Source organism: Trinickia sp. HAY1-2D (genome assembly GCF_056754935.1).
Genome location: NZ_JBPGWX010000001.1, coordinates 595,859 through 616,047 on the forward strand (window position 1 = coordinate 595,859; position 20,189 = coordinate 616,047).

Genomic DNA, 20,189 nt, shown 5'->3' on the forward strand with positions numbered 1-20,189 from the left:
GTTCAGGCCCAGCCCATCGCGGCCAGGAACATGTCGATCAGCTTGATGAACGGGAACGGCAGCATGATGCCGCCGAGCCCGTAGATCAGCAGATTGCGGCGCAGCAGTGCGGCTGCGCCAAGCGCGCGATACGTCACGCCTTTCAGCGCGAGCGGAATCAGGAAAACGATGATGAGCGCATTGAAGATGACGGCGGAGAGAATGGCCGACGCGGGCGACGTCAGATGCATCACGTCGAGCACGCGCAGCTGGGGGTAGGTCGTCGCAAACGCAGCCGGAATGATCGCAAAGTACTTCGCGATGTCGTTCGCGATCGAGAACGTCGTCAGCGAACCGCGGGTCATCAGCATTTGCTTGCCGATTTCGACGATCTCGATCAGCTTCGTCGGATTCGAATCGAGATCGACCATGTTGCCGGCTTCCTTGGCCGCTTGCGTGCCGGTGTTCATCGCCACTGCCACGTCGGCCTGGGCGAGCGCCGGAGCGTCGTTGGTCCCGTCGCCCGTCATCGCGACGAGCCGGCCTTCGGTCTGGTGCGCGCGGATCGTCGCGAGCTTCGTCTCGGGCGTCGCCTCGGCGAGAAAATCGTCGACTCCGGCTTCGGCCGCGATCGCCGCGGCAGTCAACCGGTTGTCGCCGGTCACCATCACGGTCTTGATGCCCATTTTGCGCAATTCGGCAAAACGCTCCTTGATACCGCCTTTGACGATGTCCTTCAACTCGATGACACCGAGCACGCGGGCGGCTCCGCTGGCATCCTCGCCGCCGGTCTTTTCGGCGACCACGAGCGGCGTGCTGCCGCGCCGTGCAATATCGTCGACTGCCTTGCTCACTTCCTGGGCAAACCGGCCGCCGCTTTCCTCCACGTACTTGCGCACCGCATCTGCCGCGCCTTTGCGAATTTCGCGACTGGGCGCCCCGAAGGAAGTCCCATCGGGGGACGCCCCGGCGCGCGTTGTCTTCGGATGCAGATCGACGCCGCTCATCCGCGTTTGCGCCGTGAAGCCGAGAAAGGTCGCCTGCAGTTGGGCCATGTCGCGCTCGCGGATATTGAACCGCTGCTTCGCGAGCACGACGATGCTGCGGCCTTCCGGCGTTTCATCGGCGAGCGATGCAAGCTGTGCCGCATCGGCGAGCTCGTGCTCGGTGATACCCGGCGCCGGCACGAATGCCGATGCTTGCCGGTTGCCGAGTGTGATCGTGCCTGTCTTGTCGAGCAAGAGCACATCGACGTCGCCCGCGGCTTCGACCGCCCGGCCTGACGTCGCGATGACGTTGGCCTGCATCATGCGGCTCATGCCGGCCACGCCAATGGCGGAGAGCAACCCGCCGATCGTCGTCGGAATCAGGCAGACGAGGAGGGCAACGAGCGCAGTGATCGTCACGACGCTGCCCGAGTTCATCGTCGCGACCGAAAAGAGCGAGAACGGCAGGAGCGTCGCCGTGGCAAGCAGCAGCACGAGCGTCAACGCGACGAGCAGAATCGCGAGCGCGATCTCGTTCGGCGTTTTTTGCCGCTTCGCGCCTTCGACCATGGCGATCATCCGGTCGAGGAACGCCTCGCCGGGATTGACGCTGACCCGCACGACGATCCAGTCGGACAGCACGCGCGTGCCGCCCGTCACGGACGAGAAATCGCCACCCGACTCGCGGATGACAGGGGCGGACTCGCCCGTGATCGCGGATTCGTCGACGGAAGCCACGCCGTCGAGGACTTCGCCGTCGGCCGGAATCGTATCGCCGGCCTCGACGAGCACGACGTCGCCCTTACGAAGATCGGTCGACGTCACGATGCGAATGGGCGACTTCGGATGCGGCTCGTTGAGCTTCTTCGCCGTGACGTTGTGCTTCGCGCTACGCAATGACGCGGCTTGCGCCTTCGAGCGTCCCTCCGCGAGCGCTTCGGCGAAGTTGGCGAACAGCACCGTGAACCAGAGCCAGAGTGCGACGGCCAGTATGAAGCCGGCGGGCGCTTCGGCCTGCCCGCCCAGAGCCGCGATCCACAGCACGGTCGTCAGAATGCTACCGACATAGACGCAGAACATCACGGGGTTGCGCAACTGCGTGTGCGGCCCGAGTTTCCTGAACGAATCGACGATGGCCGGCTTGAGTAGCGCGGGATCGAACATCGCGCGCGCGGCCGTGCGCGTTTGCCCCTGATTATCCGGGCGATGCGCAGGCGTTGGATTGATTGTTGTCATGCTTTTCCTCGAGATCAATGGCCCGAAATCATCATCAGATGTTCGACGATAGGGCCCAGCGCCAGCGCGGGCACATAGGTCAGCGCACCGACGAGGACGAGCGTGCCGAGCAACAACACGACGAAGAGCGGCCCATGCGTCGGCAGCGTGCCGGGCGTGACGGCGATGCGTTTCTTGTTGGCGAGGGATCCTGCGATGGCGAGCACGGGCACGATGGTGCCGAAGCGGCCAAACCACATCGAGATCCCGAGCAGCACGTTGTAGAACGGGGTATTGACCGTCAAACCGGCAAACGCGCTGCCATTGTTATTTGCGGCGGAGCTGAACGCGTAGAGCACTTCCGAGAAGCCGTGGGGGCCCGGATTGGCAATCCCGGCCGTACCGAGCGGCGAGAGTATGCCGATGGAAGTGCCGACGAGCACGAGCAACGGGGTGAGCAGGATCGCGATCGCGACCATCTTCATCTCGTACGATTCGATTTTTTTGCCGACGTATTCGGGGGTACGGCCGATCATCAGGCCCGCGACGAATACCGCGAGCAAGGCGAAGACGAGCATGCCGTAGAGCCCGGAGCCGACGCCGCCGTAGACCACTTCGCCAAGGTCGATCAACAGCAGCGGCACGAAGCCGCCGATCGGCGTCAACGAATCGTGGGTGTTGTCGACGGCGCCGCACGACGCGGCGGTCGTCGCCACCGTGAAAATGCCGGATTGAGCGATGCCGAATCGCACCTCCTTGCCTTCCCCGTTGCCGCCTGCCTGGCCATCCGAAGCACGTTGGTCGACCGATAACGTCGAGAAAAGCGGATTGCCGGCCTGCTCCGCACTGATCTCACCCCAGCAGGCGAGCGCGAACGCAATCGTCATGGCCGCGAGCACCGCGACGCCCTGACGGCGATCGCCGATCATCCGGCCGAACACGATAGGCAGTGCGGCGGGAATCACGAGCATTGCGATCAGCTGCACGAAGTTCGATAACGGCGTCGGGTTCTCGTACGGGTGCGCGGAGTTGGCGTTGAAGAATCCACCGCCGTTCGTGCCCAGCATCTTGATCGCTTCTTGCGACGCGGCCGGGCCCATGGCGAGAGTCTGCTTGTCCGCCTGCCGGTCCTGCATGATCGGGTTGCCCTTCGCATCCTTCAGGGCGTTGCCTTGCGCGTCGGTCTTCGGCGCCTGGTAGGTCGTCACCTGCAGGGTCGACACCTCCTCATAGGGCTTGAAGTTCTGTATCGCGCCCTGGCTCACGAATACCAGCGAGACGACGATCGCAAGCGGCGCAAGGATGAAGAGCGTGACGCGCGTGAGGTCGACCCAGAAGTTACCGATGGTCTGCGCCGTGTGCCGTGCAAAACCGCGGATCAGCGCGACCACGACAGCGATGCCGGTTGCCGCCGACAGGAAGTTCTGGACCGTGAGCGCCGCCATCTGGGTCAAGTAACTGGCTGTGGCCTCCGGCGTGTAGTTCTGCCAGTTCGTGTTCGTCACGAAGCTCACGGCCGTATTGAATGCCGCATCGGGCGTCATCGGGCCAAAACCCTGCGGATTTGCGGGCAGCCATGACTGCAACCGCAGGAACGCGTAGACGGCGAGCGCGCCCAGCGCGTTGAAAAGCAGCACGGCCAGCGCATAGCGCTTCCATGACATTTCGGCATCGGCATCGACGCCGGCGAGCTTGAACAACAGGCGTTCGATGGGACGACCGATACGGCGAACGACGATGGACGAACCGTCGAGCACGCCTGTCATGTACCGGCCAAGTGGAAAGGCCAGGGCGATCAGCGTGACGATGAAGAGCGCGGTCTGCAACAGGTCGTTCGCATTCATTCGAGTTCCTCCGCCCTGAGGAGCGCGTACACGAGGTAGGCGAACAACAACGCTGTCGCGGCTGCCGCGAGCCAGATCATCCAGGTCATCATGGCCGGCCTCCCGGTGCGCGGTTACCGAGGCTCTCGCATCCGGCCACGAATCCAACGGTCATTGCCAGAAAAAGGGCAATCCCCGCGATATAGATCAAGTCCATTCTTCTCGTCTCGCTTACGAACCATGACAGCCTTGAAGCGTAGAGGAGGGGGCGTAAAGGCAGGGACAAGACTGGGGGCGGGGACGTAAAAAACGCGTAAAGACGATTCTCCCCTCGCCGAAGAGACCGGCCGGACGTTCGGGCATTTCCGTAGCGAAACCTCGCGGCCTGTTCGAGGGCGTCGATGCATAGCCCGACATCACCGGTTCTGATCGTCGGCGCAGGTCCTGTCGGGCTGACCACCGCATTGCTGCTGGCAAGACAAGGGATCCGTTCGACGGTCCTGCAACGTGGCTCCGACATCCTGCGAACCGCGGGGCACGCGGCATTTCGCATTCTGCCGTCGATACGTCGACTCCGGCCCGTACGCGGTGTCCCAACGTCCGACCACGCAAATCGAATGAAAGGTCGGCCGATGCATATCGCCTAGGCGCTTAGGCGCTTACGCAAGCCCCACGCCAAACGAACAAAAACGGGCGGCTTCTGTATAGCCGCCTCGGTGGAGAGACGATCGGCAGCGATGCCGTTATTGAAGATTGCCCTGGCAGAGGTACTTGATCGACAGATAGTCGTCGAGGCCGTACTTCGAGCCCTCCCGGCCGTATCCCGACTCCTTGATCCCGCCGAACGGCGCCGCTTCGCTCGATAGGGCGCCCTCGTTGATGCCGACGATGCCGGCTTCGAGCGCCCCCGACACGCGCTCGATCCGCTTGATGTCGTTGCTGTAGAAGTAGGCCGCCAGGCCGTAGGGCGTCGCATTGGCGGCTTGCACCGCCTCGCTTTCCGTCTCGAAGCGGAAGAGCGGCACGACCGGCCCGAACGTTTCTTCGCAATAGAGCTGCATACTCGGATCGGCGTCAGCGAGCACCGTCGGCGCGTAGTAGTGGGACCCGAGGCCAGTCAGACGTTTGCCGCCCGTGACGATGCGCGCGCCGCGCGTCAGTGCATCGTCGACATGACGCGCAATCTTGTCGACCGCGCGCGCATTGATCATCGGGCCGATCTGCGAATGCTCGTCGCTTGCCGGGCCAATCTTCAATGCACCGACGCGCTCGCCCAGCAGCGCCGCGAACCGCTCGAACACGCCCGACTGAACATAAACGCGGTTCGGGCATACGCACGTCTGCCCGCCGTTGCGGAACTTGGAGACCATGAGGCCTGCCACCGCAGCTTCGAGATCGGCATCGTCGAACACGATGAACGGTGCGTTGCCGCCGAGTTCGAGCGAAAGCTTCTTGAGCGTATCGGCCGATTCGCGGGCCAGATACTTGCCGACTGCCGTCGAGCCCGTAAACGTGATCTTGCGGACACGCGCATCGTGCAACCAGTCGGCAACGGCCGGCACCGCGCGCTCGCGCGAGGTCGTAATCAGATTGAGCACGCCGGCAGGCACGCCAGCCTCGTGCGCGAGCATGACGAGCGCGCTGGCGGTCAGCGGTGTGTCCTCGGCCGGCTTGCCGACCACGGTACAACCTGCTGCCAGCGCGGGCGCGATCTTGCGCGCGATCATCGCAAGTGGAAAATTCCATGGCGTGATCGCGGCGACGATGCCGATCGGCTCTTTGACGGCGCTCATGCGTTTGCCGCGTTGCTGCTGCGGAATCAGATCGCCGTAGATGCGCGTCGCCTCTTCGGCGAACCAGGCAACATAGGAAGCGCCATAGGCGACCTCGCCACGTCCTTCGGCAAGCGGCTTGCCCTGTTCGCGCGAAATCAATGCGCCGAGCGCATCCTGATTCGCGACGATCAGCGCGTGCCAGCGTCGCAGAATTTCCGCGCGGGTCTTCGGCAACGTCTCGCGCCAGGCGGGTAGGGCGGCCGCGGCGGCATCGGTGGCCGCACGCGCATCGGCGGCCCCGCTATCGGCCACCTGGGCGATGAGTTCGTCCGTGGCAGGATCGGTGACAGCGAAACGCGCGCCGTCCGACGCCGGGACCCAGCGTCCGCCGATGAAGTTGTCCGTGCGAATCAGCTCGGACGGTTCGAATATGCGTGTCATCCGTTGCTCCTTGTCAAACCTGTTCGATGCGCGCGGCAATGGCCGCACCCACGTCGCGCGTGGTGGCGTTGCCGCCGAGGTCGCCCGTGCGCGGCCCTTCCTTGAGCGTCGCTTCGATGGCGGCGAGCATTGCGTCGTGAGCCTGCCTTTCCTTGCCGGCATGCCCGCCGACGAAATCGATCATCATGGCCGCCGACCAGATCATGGCGATCGGATTGGCAATGCCCTTGCCCGCGATGTCGGGCGCGGAACCATGCACCGGCTCGAACAGCGACGGGAACGCACGCTCGGGATTGAGGTTGGCGGACGGCGCAAGGCCGATGGTGCCCGTGCATGCGGGGCCGAGGTCGGAGAGGATGTCGCCGAAGAGATTCGTCGCGACGACAACGTCGAAGCGATCGGGGTTCAGTACGAAGCGGGCACAGAGAATATCGATGTGCTGCTTGTCCCACGCGACGCTCGGGTACTGCGCGGCAACTTCCTCGGCACGCTTGTCCCACCAGGGCATGCTGATCGCGATGCCATTGCTCTTCGTCGCGACGGTGAGCTTCTTGCGCGCGCGCCGCGCGGCCAGATCGAATGCGAACTTGAGCACACGCTCGCTGCCATGCCGCGTGAACACGGCTTGCTGCACGACGAATTCGCGCTCGGTCCCTTCGAACATCACGCCGCCAACCGACGAATACTCGCCTTCGGTATTCTCGCGCACGATCCAGCAATCGATGTCGCCGGCCCGGCGACCCGCGAGCGGAGAGGGGACGCCCTCGAAAAGACGTGCCGGACGCAGGTTGATGTATTGGTCGAATTCACGGCGGAACTTGAGCAGCGAGCCCCACAACGAGATGTGGTCGGGGACTTTCTCAGGCCAGCCGACCGCACCGAACAGAATGGCATCGCAGTGCGACAACTGCGCTTTCCAGTCGTCCGGCATCATCTGGCCGTGCTTTTGGTAGTAGTCGCAGCTCGCCCAGTCGATGTGCTCGTACTCGATCGCTATGTCGAAGCGGCGGCATGCCGCGTCGAGCGCGCGCAGCCCCTCGGGCATGACTTCGGTGCCGATGCCGTCGCCGGGAATGACGGCGATCCGATATGTACGGGCCATGGCGGAGTTCTTCCATGAAAGTTGAATTACAGTCATTTTATTTCGCTCCGTTCGATTTAGAATCGGGGTTTTGGTTAATCGACTGTTCACGAATCGTGTATAAATCAGGCCCCCTATGGATTCCGCCCGTGCGCCGGAGCTGAGCGACCTGCGTGTCTTTTGCACCGTCGCGCGCTGCTCGAGCTTCAGCGCCGCGGCCGACGCGCTCTCCGTTTCCGCGGCCTATGTCAGCAAACGTGTGAGCATTCTCGAGGCGACCCTCGGCACGCGGCTCCTGCATCGTTCGACACGGCGCGTGACGATCACCGAGGCTGGCGAACGGGTCTATGCCTGGGCGGAAAAGATTCTCGACAACGTGGAGCAACTGGTCGAAGACGTCTCCACGACGCGGCGCATCCCGCGCGGCACGCTGCGCATTTCGAGCAGCTTCGGCTTCGGCCGCCACATCCTCGCACCGGCGCTGGCTCGGTTTTCCGAGCGCTATCCCCAGTTGAGCGTACGTCTCGATCTATTTGACCGGCTCGTCGATGTCACGGGCGAAGGATTCGATCTCGACATCCGCATCGGCGACGAGATCGCGCCGCATATGATCGCGAAGCGGTTGGCTTCGAATCATCGCGTGTTGTGCGCATCGCCCGCCTACCTGGAGCGCTATGGCGCGCCGAAGCAACTGAGCGAACTGGCGTCCCACGCTTGCCTGGCGATCAAGGAGCGCGACCATCCATTCGGGGTGTGGCGGCTCGACGTTCGGGGCGAGCGCGTTTCAGTGAAAGTGACCGGGCCGTTGTCGACGAACCATGGCGAAGTGGCTGTGCAATGGGCGTTGGCCGGACGCGGCATCGTGCTGCGCTCCATGTGGGACGTGGGACGTCTCATCGAAGCGGGTTTGCTGCGGCGGGTGCTTCCCGAGGTGACGCAGCCGGCCGACATATGGGCCGTGTATCCCGCACGTCTGACGCAGTCCGCCAAGGTGCGCGCATGTGTCGATTACCTTGCCCAGACCCTTGCGCAGCCGGGTGCCGAGGTGGCCGGGGACGAGGTACGGGGCGGACCCGAATCGCCGGTTTAGCTGTGCGGAAACAAGACTTCGAGCGGATAACTGTTCTTCACGAACGGCGACTTGATGATCACGTAGCTGAAATACTTTTCGATGCCGATATTGCGTTCGAGTAAACCCTCGATCACGCTTTGATAATGGCTGACGCTGCGCGTGACGAACTTGAGCAGGTAGTCATAGCCGCCGCTTGCCAGGTGGCATTCGATGATTTCGTCGACATTGCGAATCGCGGCGACGAAGCGGTCGAAATCTTCACGGCGATGATCGGCGAGCGTCACTTCCGTGAAGACGATCTGCACGTCGCCCAGTTTTTCGAGCTGGATCTGCGCTCCGTAGCCGGCGATGTAGCCGGCTTTTTCGAGGCGCTTGACGCGGATGAGACACGGACTTGGCGAAAGCCCAACCGCATCGGCGAGTTCGACGTTCGTAATGCGCCCTCGCTTCTGGAGTTGAGACAGAATACGCAGATCGATTCGATCCAGCTTGCAATCCCCGGTCATCGTCAGTGGTCGCCTGAAAGCCCGTCGAAAACGTGACGGCTACTTTAGCATGCGCGCGCGCCGAATCCGCAATCGGAAATCGGCAAACGCCGTTTCATGAGGATCGAAGCTCAATAACCACGTTCCCGATCGATCTCACCGATCATGGGCAGACCGGCGCGATAGCGAGCGAGATTCTCGAGGACGGCTTCGACCGCTGTCTCCGGACGCGTCGCGCTCGCGATATGCGGCGTGATGCGCACACGCGGGTGAGCCCAAAGCGGATGACCCGCCGGCAACGGTTCGGGCTCCGTTACATCGAGGAGCGCATAACGCAGGTGGCCTTCGTCGAGCAGCCGCAGCAAATCGTCTTGCCGCAGGTGCGCGCCGCGCCCGGTCTGAATCAGCGACGCCCCGCGCGGCAGTTTGCGAAGCAGATCGGCGTCGAGCAAGCCGTGCGTGGCCGCCGTCAACGGCAGCAGGCATACGAGAATGTCAGTGCGTGCCAGAAAGGCGTCGAGCTGTGCCGCGCCGGCGTAGCAGGCGACGCCCTCCATCGTGTGCTGCGAGCGGCTCCAGCCCGCGCAGTCATAGCCGAACAAGCGCAGACGCTCGAGCACCGAGGTGCCGAGCATGCCGAGCCCGAGCACACCGACGCGGCAGGTCGAGGCGGGCCGCAAAGGGATTTCGCGCCAGACCTGCTGTTGCTGCTGCCGCGCATAGTCGAAAAGATCGCGATGCAGGCTCAACACGCCCTGGCAAACATACTCGATCATTCCCTCGACGATACCGGGCTCCACCATGCGGACGACAGGAACGTGCCGCGGAATGCCGCCCAGATCGAACTGGTCGACTCCCGCGCCCACGGAAAAGACGATTTCGAGGTTCGGCAGGGTACGGGCGGGGTCCTCGGGAGGCTGCCACGCAGCGAGGTAGCGAATCGAGGCCGGGTCCCCGACATCGGGCCATAGACGAAAAGCGAGTTCGGGCGCGCGCTGCGCGAACAGTCGCGCCCAGATTTGGCCTCGAGCCGGATCGGCTTTATAGAGAAATGTCACTGCCGCCCTCAGCCGATTGCCTGATTGATGATGCCGTACTGTGCAAAGCGCTCGTCGCGTGGCCATGCCGAGCCGGCGCCGCGCGCCATCTTGACGACCGTGTCGACACGCGCGAGGCCGAGCGCTTCGAGCCAATCGGTCAGCCCGCTATCGGCAGGGACGTCGATCCGCACGAAGGCACCCGGGCTCGATGCGAGCCAATGACCGATCAGCGCTTGTGCGCGCAACGGATCCGCCGCGTAGGGTGTCACCACAGGGCCGATCGCCTGCCCGCGCCCGAAGCGGCGAAAGAGCGCGAAGCCGATCAACTCCCCGTCGCGCTCGAGCCCGATGCCGTCGGCAGACTCGAGCAGCGCGGGCAGTACGGCCGTCCGATCGAGACCGCTCGCACGCGAAGCAAGCTCGACGAGACGCGGGGTATCGCGCTCGCCGATGGGCCGCAGCCGCTCGTTCGGGGGCAAGCTCGGCAGCGCGGGCACACCGGCATTGCCCTGGTGCTGATCGAGCGCGCCGATCGCCACGAAGCCCAGTTTTTCGTACAACGGACGGCCTGCGGGTGTCGCATGCAGCATAGCTCGCCGCGAGCCGAGCTCCTCGAGCGCGAGCTCGGTCAGGCCCCGGCCGATCCCCATGCCCTGATGCGCGGGCGACACGATGATCATGCCGACGGAGCCTGCCTGAGCACCATACTTCCAACTGAACGCGGTGCCCACCACGCGTCCGTCGCACTCGGCCACGAAGCCGTTGCCGAGTCCGGCGACGAACCGCCAGTCGTCCTCGCGGTGCGGCCATTTGAGTTCTGTCGTCAGAGCGTGAGCGGCGCCGATGTCCGCCATAGCAAAGGGCCGGTAATGGATCCGAGTCGACACGCTTTCCCCTTCGTTGCCTGTAATGATCCGCCCACTTTGGCATGCGCTCGCGCGGGTGACTAGGACGATCTTTTCATGCGCGAAACGCGCTGCTCCGGTCAGTCTGCTCCGGTCAGTTCGCCTGGTTGCGTTCGGACCCTCGGCCCCGGCGCGTCCCCACAAGGCACGCGCATTGCTCGCCTACCTAATAAGCGTCTGGCAACACCGTCTCTGACACCGAATCGAGAGGGAGCGAACATGACTGATCGACCACAGCCGCCACTGCCCGAGCAGCAGCAAAACGAGGTTCCGGGCAGGACAGCGCCGATGCACCCCCAACCCGACCATGGTGAGCAAAGCTACCGCGGACATGGGCGTCTTGCCGGGAAAGCCACACTCGTGACGGGCGGCGACAGCGGGATTGGCCGGGCGGTCGCCATCGCCTTCGCCCGGGAAGGCGCCGACGTTGCGATCGCCTATTTCGACGAACACGACGACGCGCGCGAGACCGCCCGCTGGGTCGAGCAGGCGGGGCGCAAAGCCGTGCTGATCGACGGCGATCTCGCGAACCCCGCCCATTGCCGCGAGGTCGTTTCGCGCACCATTGCGGCGTTCGGGCGCATCGACGTACTCGTGAACAACGCGGCCTATCAGATGGACTACGACTCGATCGAGGAGATCACCGACGACGAGTGGGACCGTACCTTCGATGTGAACATCGGCGCGATGTTTCGCCTCGTGAAGGCCGCGCTGCCGCATATGAAGCGCGGCAGCGCGATCGTCAATACGACGTCCGTGAATGCCGACAAGCCGCGGCCCACGCTGCTGCCGTATGCCACGACGAAGGGCGCGATCCAGAATTTCACGGGCGGCTTGGCCCAATGGCTGGCCGAGCGGGGGATTCGCGCGAACTGCGTCGCCCCGGGCCCGATCTGGACGCCGTTGATTCCCGCGACGATGCCGCCCGAGAACGTCGAATCGTTCGGCAAGCAAACGCCGATGAAGCGTCCCGGGCAGCCGGCGGAGCTGGCGCCGGTTTACGTGATGTTGGCGAGCGACGAGGCGAGCTACGTGTCCGGCGCGACCGTCGCGGTGACGGGCGGCGTGCCGATCATTTGACGAGCCGGTCATGCCGATGACGAGCGATATCGCCGGCAGCAGTGCTCCGGCAATCGATGCGCGCGCACGCGAAATGGACGCGCAGGTGCATGCTGCCACGGCGCCGCACTGCGCGCGGCATGGCCTGCTCGAAGCGGGCCGCAACTGCGCCACGATCCGCCGGGCCGATCGTTTCGCAGTCCTGATCGATGGCGAAGCCTACTTTTCCGTCCTGCGCGAGGCTTTGAAGCGTGCGCGGCATACGATCTTCATCGTGGGCTGGGACATCAACAGCCGCATCAGACTCGTGCCGGACGGGGCCAACGACGGATTTCCAGAGCCGCTTGCGGAATTTCTGCAAACCCTCGGGGCACTCAGGCGCCATTTGCGCATCTACATCCTCGCCTGGGACTTTGCCATGATCTACGCGTTCGAGCGCGAATGGCTGCCCGTCTATCAAACCAGTTGGCGCTCGCATCATGCGCTGTCGTTCAGGCTCGACGGCACGCATCCGCGCGGCGCATCCCATCACCAGAAATACGTCGTGATCGACGACCGTCTGGCATTCGTCGGTGGCATGGATCTGACGCGTTCCCGCTGGGATACGCGGGCTCATGCGGTCGACGATCCCCGCCGGCGCGATCCGAACGGCAAGACGTATGGGCCGTTCCACGACGTCCAGACCATGTTCGACGGCGATGCCGCACGCGCGATCGGCGAGCTTGCGCGGCAGCGATGGCAGCGCGCTTGCGGACGTTCGATCCCGGTCCAGGCCGAGTCTGTGCACGGCGAGGAACCCGACCCTTGGCCGCCGGATGCAACCGTCGAGTTGCGCGACGTCATGCTCGGCATCTCGCTGACCGAGCCCCCGCATCTCGGCCGCGAGCCGCTGCAGCACGTGCGCAACCTGACCGCCGATCTCATCGCGGCGGCACGCGAGCATATCTATATCGAGAACCAGTACTTCACGGCAGCCGTGGTTCGCGAGTCGCTTGCATCGCGCCTTGCGGAACCGGACGGTCCGGACGTTGCGGTCGTCGTGCCGCGGATGCAAAGCGGCTGGCTCCAAGAGGCGACGATGGGCGTATTGCGCGCAAGGCTGCATCGCGCGCTCGTCGAAGCCGATGTTCACGGTCGCTATCGAATGTACTGCCCGCATATCGAGGGGCTCGGCACGCGCTGCCTGAACGTGCACAGCAAAGTCATGATCGTCGACGATCGCGCGATCACCATTGGCAGTGCCAACTTGAACAATCGCTCGATGGTGCTCGATACGGAATGCAACATCGCGATCGATGCCAACGGCGACCCGGCGGTGCGCGCGGCGATCGCGCGCTGGCGCAACCGTCTGCTCGGCGAGCATCTGGACGTTCCGGAAGCCGAATGCCAAAAGGCGCTCGAACGCACGGCGCGGCTTCATGACGCGATCGCGTCGCTCTCGCGCGACGAGGCGCGGACCCTGCAACCTTTCACGCCCGTCATCACGAGCGATCTCGATGCCGTCGTCCCGATCAACGCCTGGCTCGATCCGGAGCAGCCGATCGAGCCGGAAGCGCTGGTACGCGAGTTCGTTCCCGAAGAGCACGGCCGATCGCTGACCGCGCGCCTGTTACTGCTCGGCACACTCGTGCTGGCCATTGTCGCGCTGACGGTGATCTGGCGGTTTACGCCGCTCGGGCACGATATCAACCTCGCGTCGATCGTGCATTGGGGCCGGCGCATCGGGACACTGCCGCTCGCGCCATTGATCGTGCTGGGCGGATATATCGTCGCGGCGGTACTGTCGGTGCCGATCACCGTCCTGATCGCCGCAACCGGCCTCGCCTTCGGAGCTTGGCCGGGCTTGGGCTATGCGCTCGGCGGAACGCTGCTGGCGGCGGCCGCGACTTACGGGATCGGCGTCACGTTGGGGCGCGATGCGGTGCGCCGGCTGGCCGGGGCGCGTGCGAATCGGCTCAGCGAGCGTATCGGGCGCCGCGGAATAGTGACGATGATGATACTGCGTCTCTTACCGATCGCGCCGTTCACCGTCGTGAACCTCGTCGCCGGGGCATCGCATATCAGTCTGCGCGACTACTTGCTCGGGACGATGCTCGGAATGCTGCCCGGCACAGTGTTGACGGTCACGTTCGCTCACCAACTGGTGGCCACGATTCGCCATCCTGGCGGGGGAGCGTGGGCGACGCTCGTGGCGATCGGCGCAGCGCTCGTCGGCGCGTCCGTTCTGTTGCAACGGTGGTTGAGCCCGCGCCGATGATTGCACAAGCCAGCCCAGTCGAGGCGATGGAGCCCGACACGCTGCCCGAGCCAGCCGAAACGCCGGTCCGCGCGGATGTTGCATGCGCGCTGCGCATCGCCACCTACAACATTCACGGCGGCCTCGGTGCGTGGACGACGCATTCGGCGCACCGAATGGAGCAACGGGTCGCGCAAGTCATCGCGGAATTGGATGCGGACGTCGTCGCGTTGCAAGAAGTGCCGCTGGGCGGCAGCGATGCGCCCGATGTGCTGGCGCATCTGCGCGACACAACGGGGATGTACGCGGCAGCAGGGCCGACGCTGGACACGCCGCGGCGGCGCTACGGCAATGCCGTGCTCTCGCGTTTGCCGATCCGCGCGGCGCGCACGCTCGATCTGTCGTTTCACGGCCGCGAGCCGCGCGGCGCACTCGATGCGGATATCGCGTGCGGTTCGATGCTGCTGCGCATCGTCGCGACCCACCTCGGGTTGTCCGCGGGCGAACGCAGTACGCAGGTGCGAACGCTGCTGAACGCTTTCGACACGACCGAGTTGCCGGTGATCCTGCTCGGCGACATCAACGAATGGTTCGTACGCGGCAAGGCCTTGCGGACGCTCGTCACGCATTTCCGGCGGGCGCCGGCTCCGCGTACGTTCCCGACGTTTTGCCCGATCTTCGCGCTCGATCGCATCTGGGTCCACCCGGGCGAATGGCTGACGGGCGTCAGCGTGCATCGCAGTGCGCTCGCTCGCACAGCGTCGGATCACTTCCCGTTGATTGCCCAGATCGAAGTGCCGCCCCCTTCGCCCAAACCGGGAGCAACTTATGAAAACCGACGACTTGACTGACCGCGCGCTGGATTACTGGTGCGCCCGTGCGCTCGTCGACGACGACGAGGAAATCCGCTTCGTGGCGATCGAGCCCGAGCTCGTCGTCACGCTCGCGCACGGCGAACTGCGCCTGCTCGATCGGCGCTTTGCGCCGAGCGCGGACTGGGCCGATGCGGGCATCGTGCTGGAGTTGGCCCGCGAGCTGACACTCACGACACGGGACGACGGATCGGCGCGTTGCCGGGCGCGCTTCGCAGACTGCGAAGAAACGGGGGAGGCCGCCGGGACAACGCTTCGTACCGCGCTGCTGCGTGCATTCGTGCAGGCGCGCTGCGGCAGGGAAGTCGACGATCGACTCCCCGACGCGCCCCATGCGGTGCGCCGCGGCGCCATTGTGCCGATCGACGCCGGCGGGACGGCGCCCACCTATGCCGAAGACGGCCCACGCGAGAGCGACCCGACCGGCGATATCCGCTCGATACCGCGCACCTGATCGCCGCAGCGCGCCGCTTCGCGCGCGCCTGCACGGTCCGCATTCTTCGCAGCAATTGTCATCGATCGCTACGGGTTCGAGTAGCGAGCGGCCGGGGCCGCTTGCCTACGATGAAGCGACGGCGCACTGACGCTCGCGTGCGCGACCTGCGAAGGAGTTCATGGATGGGTGCGATTCAAGCGAAGAACATCGTGATCGTCGACGGATACTCGATGGGCCGGGAACTGGCGCATGATCTGAAGACGATGGGTGCCGAGCTCTTTCATTTATGCTCGACGCCCGAGCCGCCTTCCGTCTTTCGGGCGGGAATCGATGCCACGCCTTACCGCGCCGATCTCGGCTATCTCGGTGCCGAGGATGAAGCGGCCCGCATGCTGCTGGCGATGGACGTCGATCATGTACTCGCCGGCTCGGAGATGGGTGTGAGCTACGCTGAGCGGCTCGCCCATCTCGTCGGCGCACCTACGAATCTCTATCCGCTCGTTGCCGAGCGGCGCAACAAGTTCCGCATGATCGCGGCACTGCACCGCCGCGGCTTGCTGGCGGCCGAGCAGGCGCTCGTCGACAGCGAGAACGAGGCCGTTGCCTGGGCACAGCGCCAGGGCAATTGGCCGCTCGTGGTCAAGCCGCTCGACAGCGCCGGTTCGGACAACGTCACGATCTGCCGCAGCCTCGACGAGGTGCGCACGGCCTGTCGAAAGGCATTCGCGGCGCATACCGTGTTCGCGCAGCCCAATCGGCAGTTGATCGTTCAATCGTGGCTCGACGGCACGCAGTACATTGTCAATACCGTCAGCCGCGACGGGCGCCATTTCATGACGGACGCATGGCGCGTCAACATTCGCCTGCTTCCCGGCTATGCCATGGTCATGGAGGACTTCGAACTGCTGGCACCGGAATCGCGTACCGCCTCTTCGTTGTTGCGCTATACATTCGACGCGCTCGACGCGCTAGGCATCGTGAACGGCACAGCACACAGCGAGTTGAAATGGACGGCTCGCGGTCCAGCGATGATCGAAACGGGCGCGCGCCTGATGGGGGCGGCGATGGATCGCGACTCGTATGCCGCCGCCGGGCTGAAGACCCAGTCGATCTACCACGCCCTGGATTTGATGCAGCCGGAATGGATGAACGAGATGCGCCGGCGCAGCGACCGATATTTGCCCGGACGCCATCTGACGAAGGTGTTCTTCGCGTTCGCCGGCGATGGCGTCATCACGGGGGTCGACGGCCTCGAGCGGCTGCTCGAACTGCCGACGTTCCATGCCATCTACCGGACACTGCCTGTCGGTACGCGCGTTCATCTCACGACGGATTCGACAGGGTGGGGCGGCGCCATCTATCTCGTGCACGAGGATGCGGCGCTGATCAGGCGCGACCGCGAGCAGATTCGGGAATGGGACGCCGAGGGGCTGCTCTACGAGATCGACTACGAGACGGTCGAAGCCTCGGCTGCGGCCTGCTGAACGGAGTGTCCCATGAGCTTTTACGGACCTTTTCAGGCAATGGCCGCGATATGCCTGCAAGCGCTTGGGCAGGTGCTTTATACCTATTTTCTTTCCGGCATTCCCGAACCCGTATTCGTCTTCGGCAGTTTCTTGCTCACGACGCTCATATTGAATTTGAAAAACGGATTCAGCATGCCGCGGCGCGATTACGACCTGCTGATCCGCAACAACGTCTACACCGCCATCACCTATCTCTGCTTTTTCTTCGCCTTGCGCGAGCTCGATCCTTCGGTCGTCGTGGCGATCGACACCGGCGTTGCGCTGATCGTCGGAGCGCTGTCCGACAGCATCAAAAGGCGTGCGTGGCCCACACCTCGGAGATTGGTTATATGCACGGGCGTTCTCGTCGCCTGCCTGCTGCTCGGGGCGAGGCAGTTCGATGGCGCGGGGCATGCCGGGCTGAGTCGGCTGTCGATCTGGATCGCCATGGCGGCGACCGCAGTCACGGGGGCCTCGTCGGCGCTGACGATGTCGGTTTGCGCTGAGCTTGCCGAGCGCGGCTGGTCGCGTTCGCGAATCGTTTCCCAGCGTTTTTATTTGACCGTTTGCGCGACGCTCGTATGGTGTCTGGCGCTCCCTGATTCGCTACATATCGCGGTGGACGGCAGTACCGTCGGCATCGCGGTTGTCGTCACCTTGGCGGGAGTCATGCTCCCGACGCTGCTGCTGCAATCCGCCGTGCAACTGAGCGGACCGTTCGCCGTCCTCGTTTGCATGTCCGTTCAACCGTTCATCTCGCTTTTGTTGGCGACTTCCGCAAACCTGCAGACATTCGATTGGCGCACGGCCGTGGGCATTGCCATCGTTTCGTTGCTCGTCGTCTTCGACGTGGCGGCCGACCGGTCTGCACCGCGCCGCAAACGCGCGATCGCAAGCGCCCCGACGCAGCTCGCCTCGGGAACGACGACCTGATCGTAACCGTCCCGCCGCAACAGTGTGACGATTCGTTTTGGCGGCGCCCAATTCGCATCCGCAACGCTGCGCAGCATCGCCGCCGCTACATTGCGAGGAGGTATTGGAACGTCTTTGGGAGAGTCGAATGCAGATTCGTCGCGGTAATGCAGCAACGGACGCGGGACGGGCCGAAACGCAGGAGCGCCGCGCGGCTGGCACACCCGGACCTACGGCGATGCCGACCCGCTCGGCCAGGCTCTCGATATTCCCGACTTCGCGCGGCGAAGCTGGCTCGCGTGACTCAGAAGCGTCGTCGGCCGGGCGCCCTCGAATCCGAACATTGGCCAAGCTCGGGCTCGTCGCCGCCGGAGCGGGCGTCGGCGTCGCCATGATGGCAGGCTGCAGCAGCAGCGGCGTATCCGGACAGCCGACGGGCGCATCCTCGCCGTCCTCATCGGGGCAATCGACCGACCCGACGCCGACCGATTCGCCTACGGTGTCGAGCACCGTGCAGGATCCGAGCACGAGCGCCGCATCGCCCACGAGCGTGCCGTCACTGCCGCAACCCTCGACCTTGAGCGTTCCCGCAGCACAATTCGCGCTGGATCAGGCTTGTGAGAAAGAGGCATTGCTCGTTGCGGCTCAGGTGCCGCCCTCGAACCCTGATCTAGCCCGAGCCCAGCAATCCTTTGTGCAAAAGTACGAGACTCTGATTGGACAAGGGCGCGCGCTGAAGCCGGCCTTGGACGCATACATGATTGAGGAGGAGAGCGCCACAGGACCGGATGGCAAGGTGGTGCCGGAGCCGCCCGAAATTCGCTCGGCGCGCGATGCGCAAATGAACGCGGACATCGAGTTACTTCGCGCTGAAGTCCAGCAGGACCCAACTAATGGCGAGTTGCAAGACGAGCTGGAGCAAGAACAACTCTCGCTCCAGAGGGCGGACTCGACGATCCCGGCCGCGTCCCCCGATCAATCGGGCAGCGACCAACTTCCTTCGTGGCTTTCCCCCGGTTGAGCAGCGCGTGAGTCAAACCGTTCGAGGGGACTGAAAAGGCCCCGTGGAACCGCGGATCTCGAGTTTGGCCGCGATCTCGGTGCCGGGCCCCGGAGCGCAGCCCTTGAGCATATCGAGCAACGATTGCGCTGCTGCGCGCCCGATCTCGTTCGTGTCGACCCACATCGTCGTCAACGCGGGATCGAGTTCGCGGGCAAGCGCGATATCGTCGAAACCCGTGATCGACAATTGATCAGGCACGGCGATCCCCAGCGCTTGCGCTTCCAGCAACGCACCGATGGCCAGGTTGTCGTTACCGCATAAGATCGCACTGGGGCGCACATCCGGCGTAGCCCATATCTTGCGCAAGCTCGCGCGGCCGAATGCAATCGTCGAGGGCCCTTCACAAAAATGCACCGGCCGCACCGCAAGCCCATGCGCCGCCAGCGTTTCATGCACACCACGCAGGCGCGCTTGAACGCGGTCATTATCGACTGACGGTTGCATGATGACGGCGATATCGCGATGTCCGAGTTCGAGCAAATGCGCGGTCAGCCTCGCGAAGGCTGCGCGATTGTCGAAGCCGACGCAGCAATGCGGACTTCCCTCGCGATAAGCATAGGTGACGACATACGGCACACGGCGATCGATGAGGAGTTCGAACAATTCGGCAGGATAGGATTCGCCCACCACCGAAACCGCTTCGACGCCCCGTGCGAGCATCGCGCGCACTTGCGTGAGCGCCTGCGCCGGATCGTAATTCGAGCACCCGAGAAAGAGCGTGATGCCCTGCTCAGCCATCACGGACTGCATCCCGGAAACTTGCGACGCGAAAACGTGATTGTCGAGTGTCGGGATGATCGCGCCGGCGATATGCGAACGTGTCGAGGCAAGGGCGCGTCCGGCGGCGTTCGGAATCCAGTTCAAAGCCCGCGCAGCATCATGTACGCGCTGCTGCACTTCAGCCGATACCTTACCGGGCTCGTTATAGACGCGCGACACCGTTGCCGTCGATACGCCGGCGAGCTTGGCGACGTCGCCCAGCACGGAGCGTCCCGTCCCGCGCCGCGCGCGCGGGGCAGGGGATGCCGCGGCGGCGGGCGCTGCACGCGAGCGCGAAGGCGTTGTGCTCATGCACGGTTCACCAAAAAGGCCGGCGTGCGGCAACACTGAAACGAGCCACGTAAGCCGCGAATCGATTCATCGATCATCGTCGTTTACCCTCGAATTGCCGGGATGGGGTTGCATCTCATAGGTCGTCCATGCGAATGTAAGCGCTGACAGCCTATCTGTCCACCAATTATGCCAGCTGCCACGCCTGCCTAGCGCAATTTGTTCCATTCGTTTGCCGGCCAGCGGGTATAAAT

At 64.2% G+C, this 20,189-nt stretch carries 18 protein-coding genes; 9 read left to right on the forward strand and 9 right to left on the reverse strand.

The window, feature by feature from the left end:
• Positions 1-2: 2 nt before the first annotated feature.
• The 3 genes from kdpB to kdpF form a co-directional block, all read right to left on the reverse strand.
• Positions 3-2,129 (reverse strand): potassium-transporting ATPase subunit KdpB, encoded by a 2,127-nt coding sequence (kdpB, locus tag ACR9ZC_RS02630; protein ID WP_481579697.1) that lies wholly within the window; start codon positions 2,127-2,129, stop codon positions 3-5.
• Between the two features lie 86 nt (positions 2,130-2,215).
• Complete coding sequence (kdpA, locus tag ACR9ZC_RS02635; protein ID WP_481579001.1) at positions 2,216-4,024, reverse strand: potassium-transporting ATPase subunit KdpA; 1,809 nt, start codon at positions 4,022-4,024, stop codon at positions 2,216-2,218.
• Positions 4,021-4,113 (reverse strand): K(+)-transporting ATPase subunit F, encoded by a 93-nt coding sequence (kdpF, locus tag ACR9ZC_RS02640; protein ID WP_481579698.1) that lies wholly within the window; start codon positions 4,111-4,113, stop codon positions 4,021-4,023. Before kdpF ends, kdpA begins: the two co-directional genes overlap by 4 nt.
• 291 nt (positions 4,114-4,404) lie before the next feature.
• Between kdpF and ACR9ZC_RS02645 the strand changes: the two genes are divergently transcribed.
• Entirely contained in the window at positions 4,405-4,650 is a 246-nt protein-coding gene (locus tag ACR9ZC_RS02645) for an FAD-dependent oxidoreductase (RefSeq protein WP_481579002.1), read from the forward strand.
• 96 nt (positions 4,651-4,746) lie between these two features.
• Here the strand turns inward: ACR9ZC_RS02645 and ACR9ZC_RS02650 are convergent, their stop codons facing one another.
• Both ACR9ZC_RS02650 and ACR9ZC_RS02655 read right to left on the reverse strand, forming a co-directional pair.
• Positions 4,747-6,219: an NAD-dependent succinate-semialdehyde dehydrogenase gene (locus tag ACR9ZC_RS02650; RefSeq protein ID WP_481579003.1), complete on the reverse strand. Its 1,473-nt coding sequence runs from the start codon at positions 6,217-6,219 to the stop codon at positions 4,747-4,749.
• Positions 6,220-6,232: 13 nt separating this feature from the next.
• The gene (locus ACR9ZC_RS02655; protein ID WP_481579004.1) at positions 6,233-7,321 is read right to left on the reverse strand and encodes a tartrate dehydrogenase; all 1,089 of its coding nucleotides are present in this window, start codon (positions 7,319-7,321) and stop codon (positions 6,233-6,235) included.
• Between the two features lie 115 nt (positions 7,322-7,436).
• Here ACR9ZC_RS02655 and ACR9ZC_RS02660 point away from each other — a divergent pair, with 115 nt between their 5' ends.
• Positions 7,437-8,390: a LysR substrate-binding domain-containing protein gene (locus ACR9ZC_RS02660; RefSeq protein ID WP_481579005.1), complete on the forward strand. Its 954-nt coding sequence runs from the start codon at positions 7,437-7,439 to the stop codon at positions 8,388-8,390.
• Here the strand turns inward: ACR9ZC_RS02660 and ACR9ZC_RS02665 are convergent.
• The 3 genes from ACR9ZC_RS02665 to ACR9ZC_RS02675 all read right to left on the reverse strand — a co-directional run bounded on the left by ACR9ZC_RS02665 (position 8,387) and on the right by ACR9ZC_RS02675 (position 10,751).
• Positions 8,387-8,878, reverse strand: a complete 492-nt coding sequence (locus ACR9ZC_RS02665; protein ID WP_481579006.1) for an Lrp/AsnC family transcriptional regulator — start codon at positions 8,876-8,878, stop codon at positions 8,387-8,389. The genes ACR9ZC_RS02660 and ACR9ZC_RS02665 overlap by 4 nt on opposite strands.
• Before the next feature lie 110 nt (positions 8,879-8,988).
• Entirely contained in the window at positions 8,989-9,915 is a 927-nt protein-coding gene (locus tag ACR9ZC_RS02670; RefSeq protein WP_481579007.1) for a 2-hydroxyacid dehydrogenase, read from the reverse strand.
• Between the two features lie 8 nt (positions 9,916-9,923).
• Positions 9,924-10,751: a GNAT family N-acetyltransferase gene (locus tag ACR9ZC_RS02675; RefSeq protein ID WP_481579699.1), complete on the reverse strand. Its 828-nt coding sequence runs from the start codon at positions 10,749-10,751 to the stop codon at positions 9,924-9,926.
• A gap of 270 nt (positions 10,752-11,021) precedes the next feature.
• Between ACR9ZC_RS02675 and ACR9ZC_RS02680 the strand changes: the two genes are divergently transcribed.
• The 7 genes from ACR9ZC_RS02680 (at position 11,022) to ACR9ZC_RS02710 (ending at position 18,843) form a co-directional block, all read left to right on the forward strand.
• Entirely contained in the window at positions 11,022-11,882 is an 861-nt protein-coding gene (locus ACR9ZC_RS02680) for an SDR family oxidoreductase (RefSeq protein WP_481579008.1), read from the forward strand.
• A 16-nt stretch (positions 11,883-11,898) separates the two neighbouring features.
• Positions 11,899-14,118 (forward strand): VTT domain-containing protein, encoded by a 2,220-nt coding sequence (locus ACR9ZC_RS02685; RefSeq protein WP_481579700.1) that lies wholly within the window; start codon positions 11,899-11,901, stop codon positions 14,116-14,118.
• Positions 14,119-14,144: 26 nt separating this feature from the next.
• The gene (locus ACR9ZC_RS02690) at positions 14,145-14,948 is read left to right on the forward strand and encodes an endonuclease/exonuclease/phosphatase family protein (RefSeq protein ID WP_481579701.1); all 804 of its coding nucleotides are present in this window, start codon (positions 14,145-14,147) and stop codon (positions 14,946-14,948) included.
• A complete protein-coding gene (locus tag ACR9ZC_RS02695) occupies positions 14,926-15,423 on the forward strand; it encodes a phage protein NinX family protein (protein WP_481579009.1) in 498 nt (165 codons plus the stop codon). The genes ACR9ZC_RS02690 and ACR9ZC_RS02695 overlap by 23 nt, the downstream gene beginning before the upstream one ends.
• Before the next feature lie 164 nt (positions 15,424-15,587).
• Positions 15,588-16,889, forward strand: coding sequence for a hypothetical protein (locus tag ACR9ZC_RS02700; RefSeq protein ID WP_481579010.1), 1,302 nt, complete (start codon positions 15,588-15,590; stop codon positions 16,887-16,889).
• A gap of 12 nt (positions 16,890-16,901) precedes the next feature.
• Entirely contained in the window at positions 16,902-17,843 is a 942-nt protein-coding gene (locus ACR9ZC_RS02705; protein WP_481579011.1) for a hypothetical protein, read from the forward strand.
• A 478-nt stretch (positions 17,844-18,321) separates the two neighbouring features.
• The gene (locus ACR9ZC_RS02710) at positions 18,322-18,843 is read left to right on the forward strand and encodes a hypothetical protein (RefSeq protein WP_481579012.1); all 522 of its coding nucleotides are present in this window, start codon (positions 18,322-18,324) and stop codon (positions 18,841-18,843) included.
• Between the two features lie 12 nt (positions 18,844-18,855).
• Here the strand turns inward: ACR9ZC_RS02710 and ACR9ZC_RS02715 are convergent, their stop codons facing one another.
• Positions 18,856-19,956 (reverse strand): LacI family DNA-binding transcriptional regulator, encoded by a 1,101-nt coding sequence (locus tag ACR9ZC_RS02715; RefSeq protein ID WP_481579013.1) that lies wholly within the window; start codon positions 19,954-19,956, stop codon positions 18,856-18,858.
• Positions 19,957-20,189 lie beyond the last annotated feature (233 nt).

Excerpts from the sequence above, each read along its gene's own strand:
- kdpB (WP_481579697.1), bottom strand. The coding sequence starts at position 2,129 with ATGTTCGATCCCGCGCTACTCAAGCCGGCCATCGTCGATTCGTTCAGG.
- kdpA (WP_481579001.1), bottom strand. The coding sequence starts at position 4,024 with ATGAATGCGAACGACCTGTTGCAGACCGCGCTCTTCATCGTCACGCTG.
- kdpF (WP_481579698.1), bottom strand. The coding sequence starts at position 4,113 with ATGACCTGGATGATCTGGCTCGCGGCAGCCGCGACAGCGTTGTTGTTC.
- ACR9ZC_RS02645 (WP_481579002.1), top strand. The coding sequence starts at position 4,405 with ATGCATAGCCCGACATCACCGGTTCTGATCGTCGGCGCAGGTCCTGTC.
- ACR9ZC_RS02650 (WP_481579003.1), bottom strand. The coding sequence starts at position 6,219 with ATGACACGCATATTCGAACCGTCCGAGCTGATTCGCACGGACAACTTC.
- ACR9ZC_RS02655 (WP_481579004.1), bottom strand. The coding sequence starts at position 7,321 with ATGGCCCGTACATATCGGATCGCCGTCATTCCCGGCGACGGCATCGGC.
- ACR9ZC_RS02660 (WP_481579005.1), top strand. The coding sequence starts at position 7,437 with ATGGATTCCGCCCGTGCGCCGGAGCTGAGCGACCTGCGTGTCTTTTGC.
- ACR9ZC_RS02665 (WP_481579006.1), bottom strand. The coding sequence starts at position 8,878 with ATGACCGGGGATTGCAAGCTGGATCGAATCGATCTGCGTATTCTGTCT.
- ACR9ZC_RS02675 (WP_481579699.1), bottom strand. The coding sequence starts at position 10,751 with ATGGCGGACATCGGCGCCGCTCACGCTCTGACGACAGAACTCAAATGG.
- ACR9ZC_RS02680 (WP_481579008.1), top strand. The coding sequence starts at position 11,022 with ATGACTGATCGACCACAGCCGCCACTGCCCGAGCAGCAGCAAAACGAG.
- ACR9ZC_RS02685 (WP_481579700.1), top strand. The coding sequence starts at position 11,899 with ATGACGAGCGATATCGCCGGCAGCAGTGCTCCGGCAATCGATGCGCGC.
- ACR9ZC_RS02690 (WP_481579701.1), top strand. The coding sequence starts at position 14,145 with ATGGAGCCCGACACGCTGCCCGAGCCAGCCGAAACGCCGGTCCGCGCG.
- ACR9ZC_RS02695 (WP_481579009.1), top strand. The coding sequence starts at position 14,926 with ATGAAAACCGACGACTTGACTGACCGCGCGCTGGATTACTGGTGCGCC.
- ACR9ZC_RS02700 (WP_481579010.1), top strand. The coding sequence starts at position 15,588 with ATGGGTGCGATTCAAGCGAAGAACATCGTGATCGTCGACGGATACTCG.
- ACR9ZC_RS02705 (WP_481579011.1), top strand. The coding sequence starts at position 16,902 with ATGAGCTTTTACGGACCTTTTCAGGCAATGGCCGCGATATGCCTGCAA.
- ACR9ZC_RS02715 (WP_481579013.1), bottom strand. The coding sequence starts at position 19,956 with ATGAGCACAACGCCTTCGCGCTCGCGTGCAGCGCCCGCCGCCGCGGCA.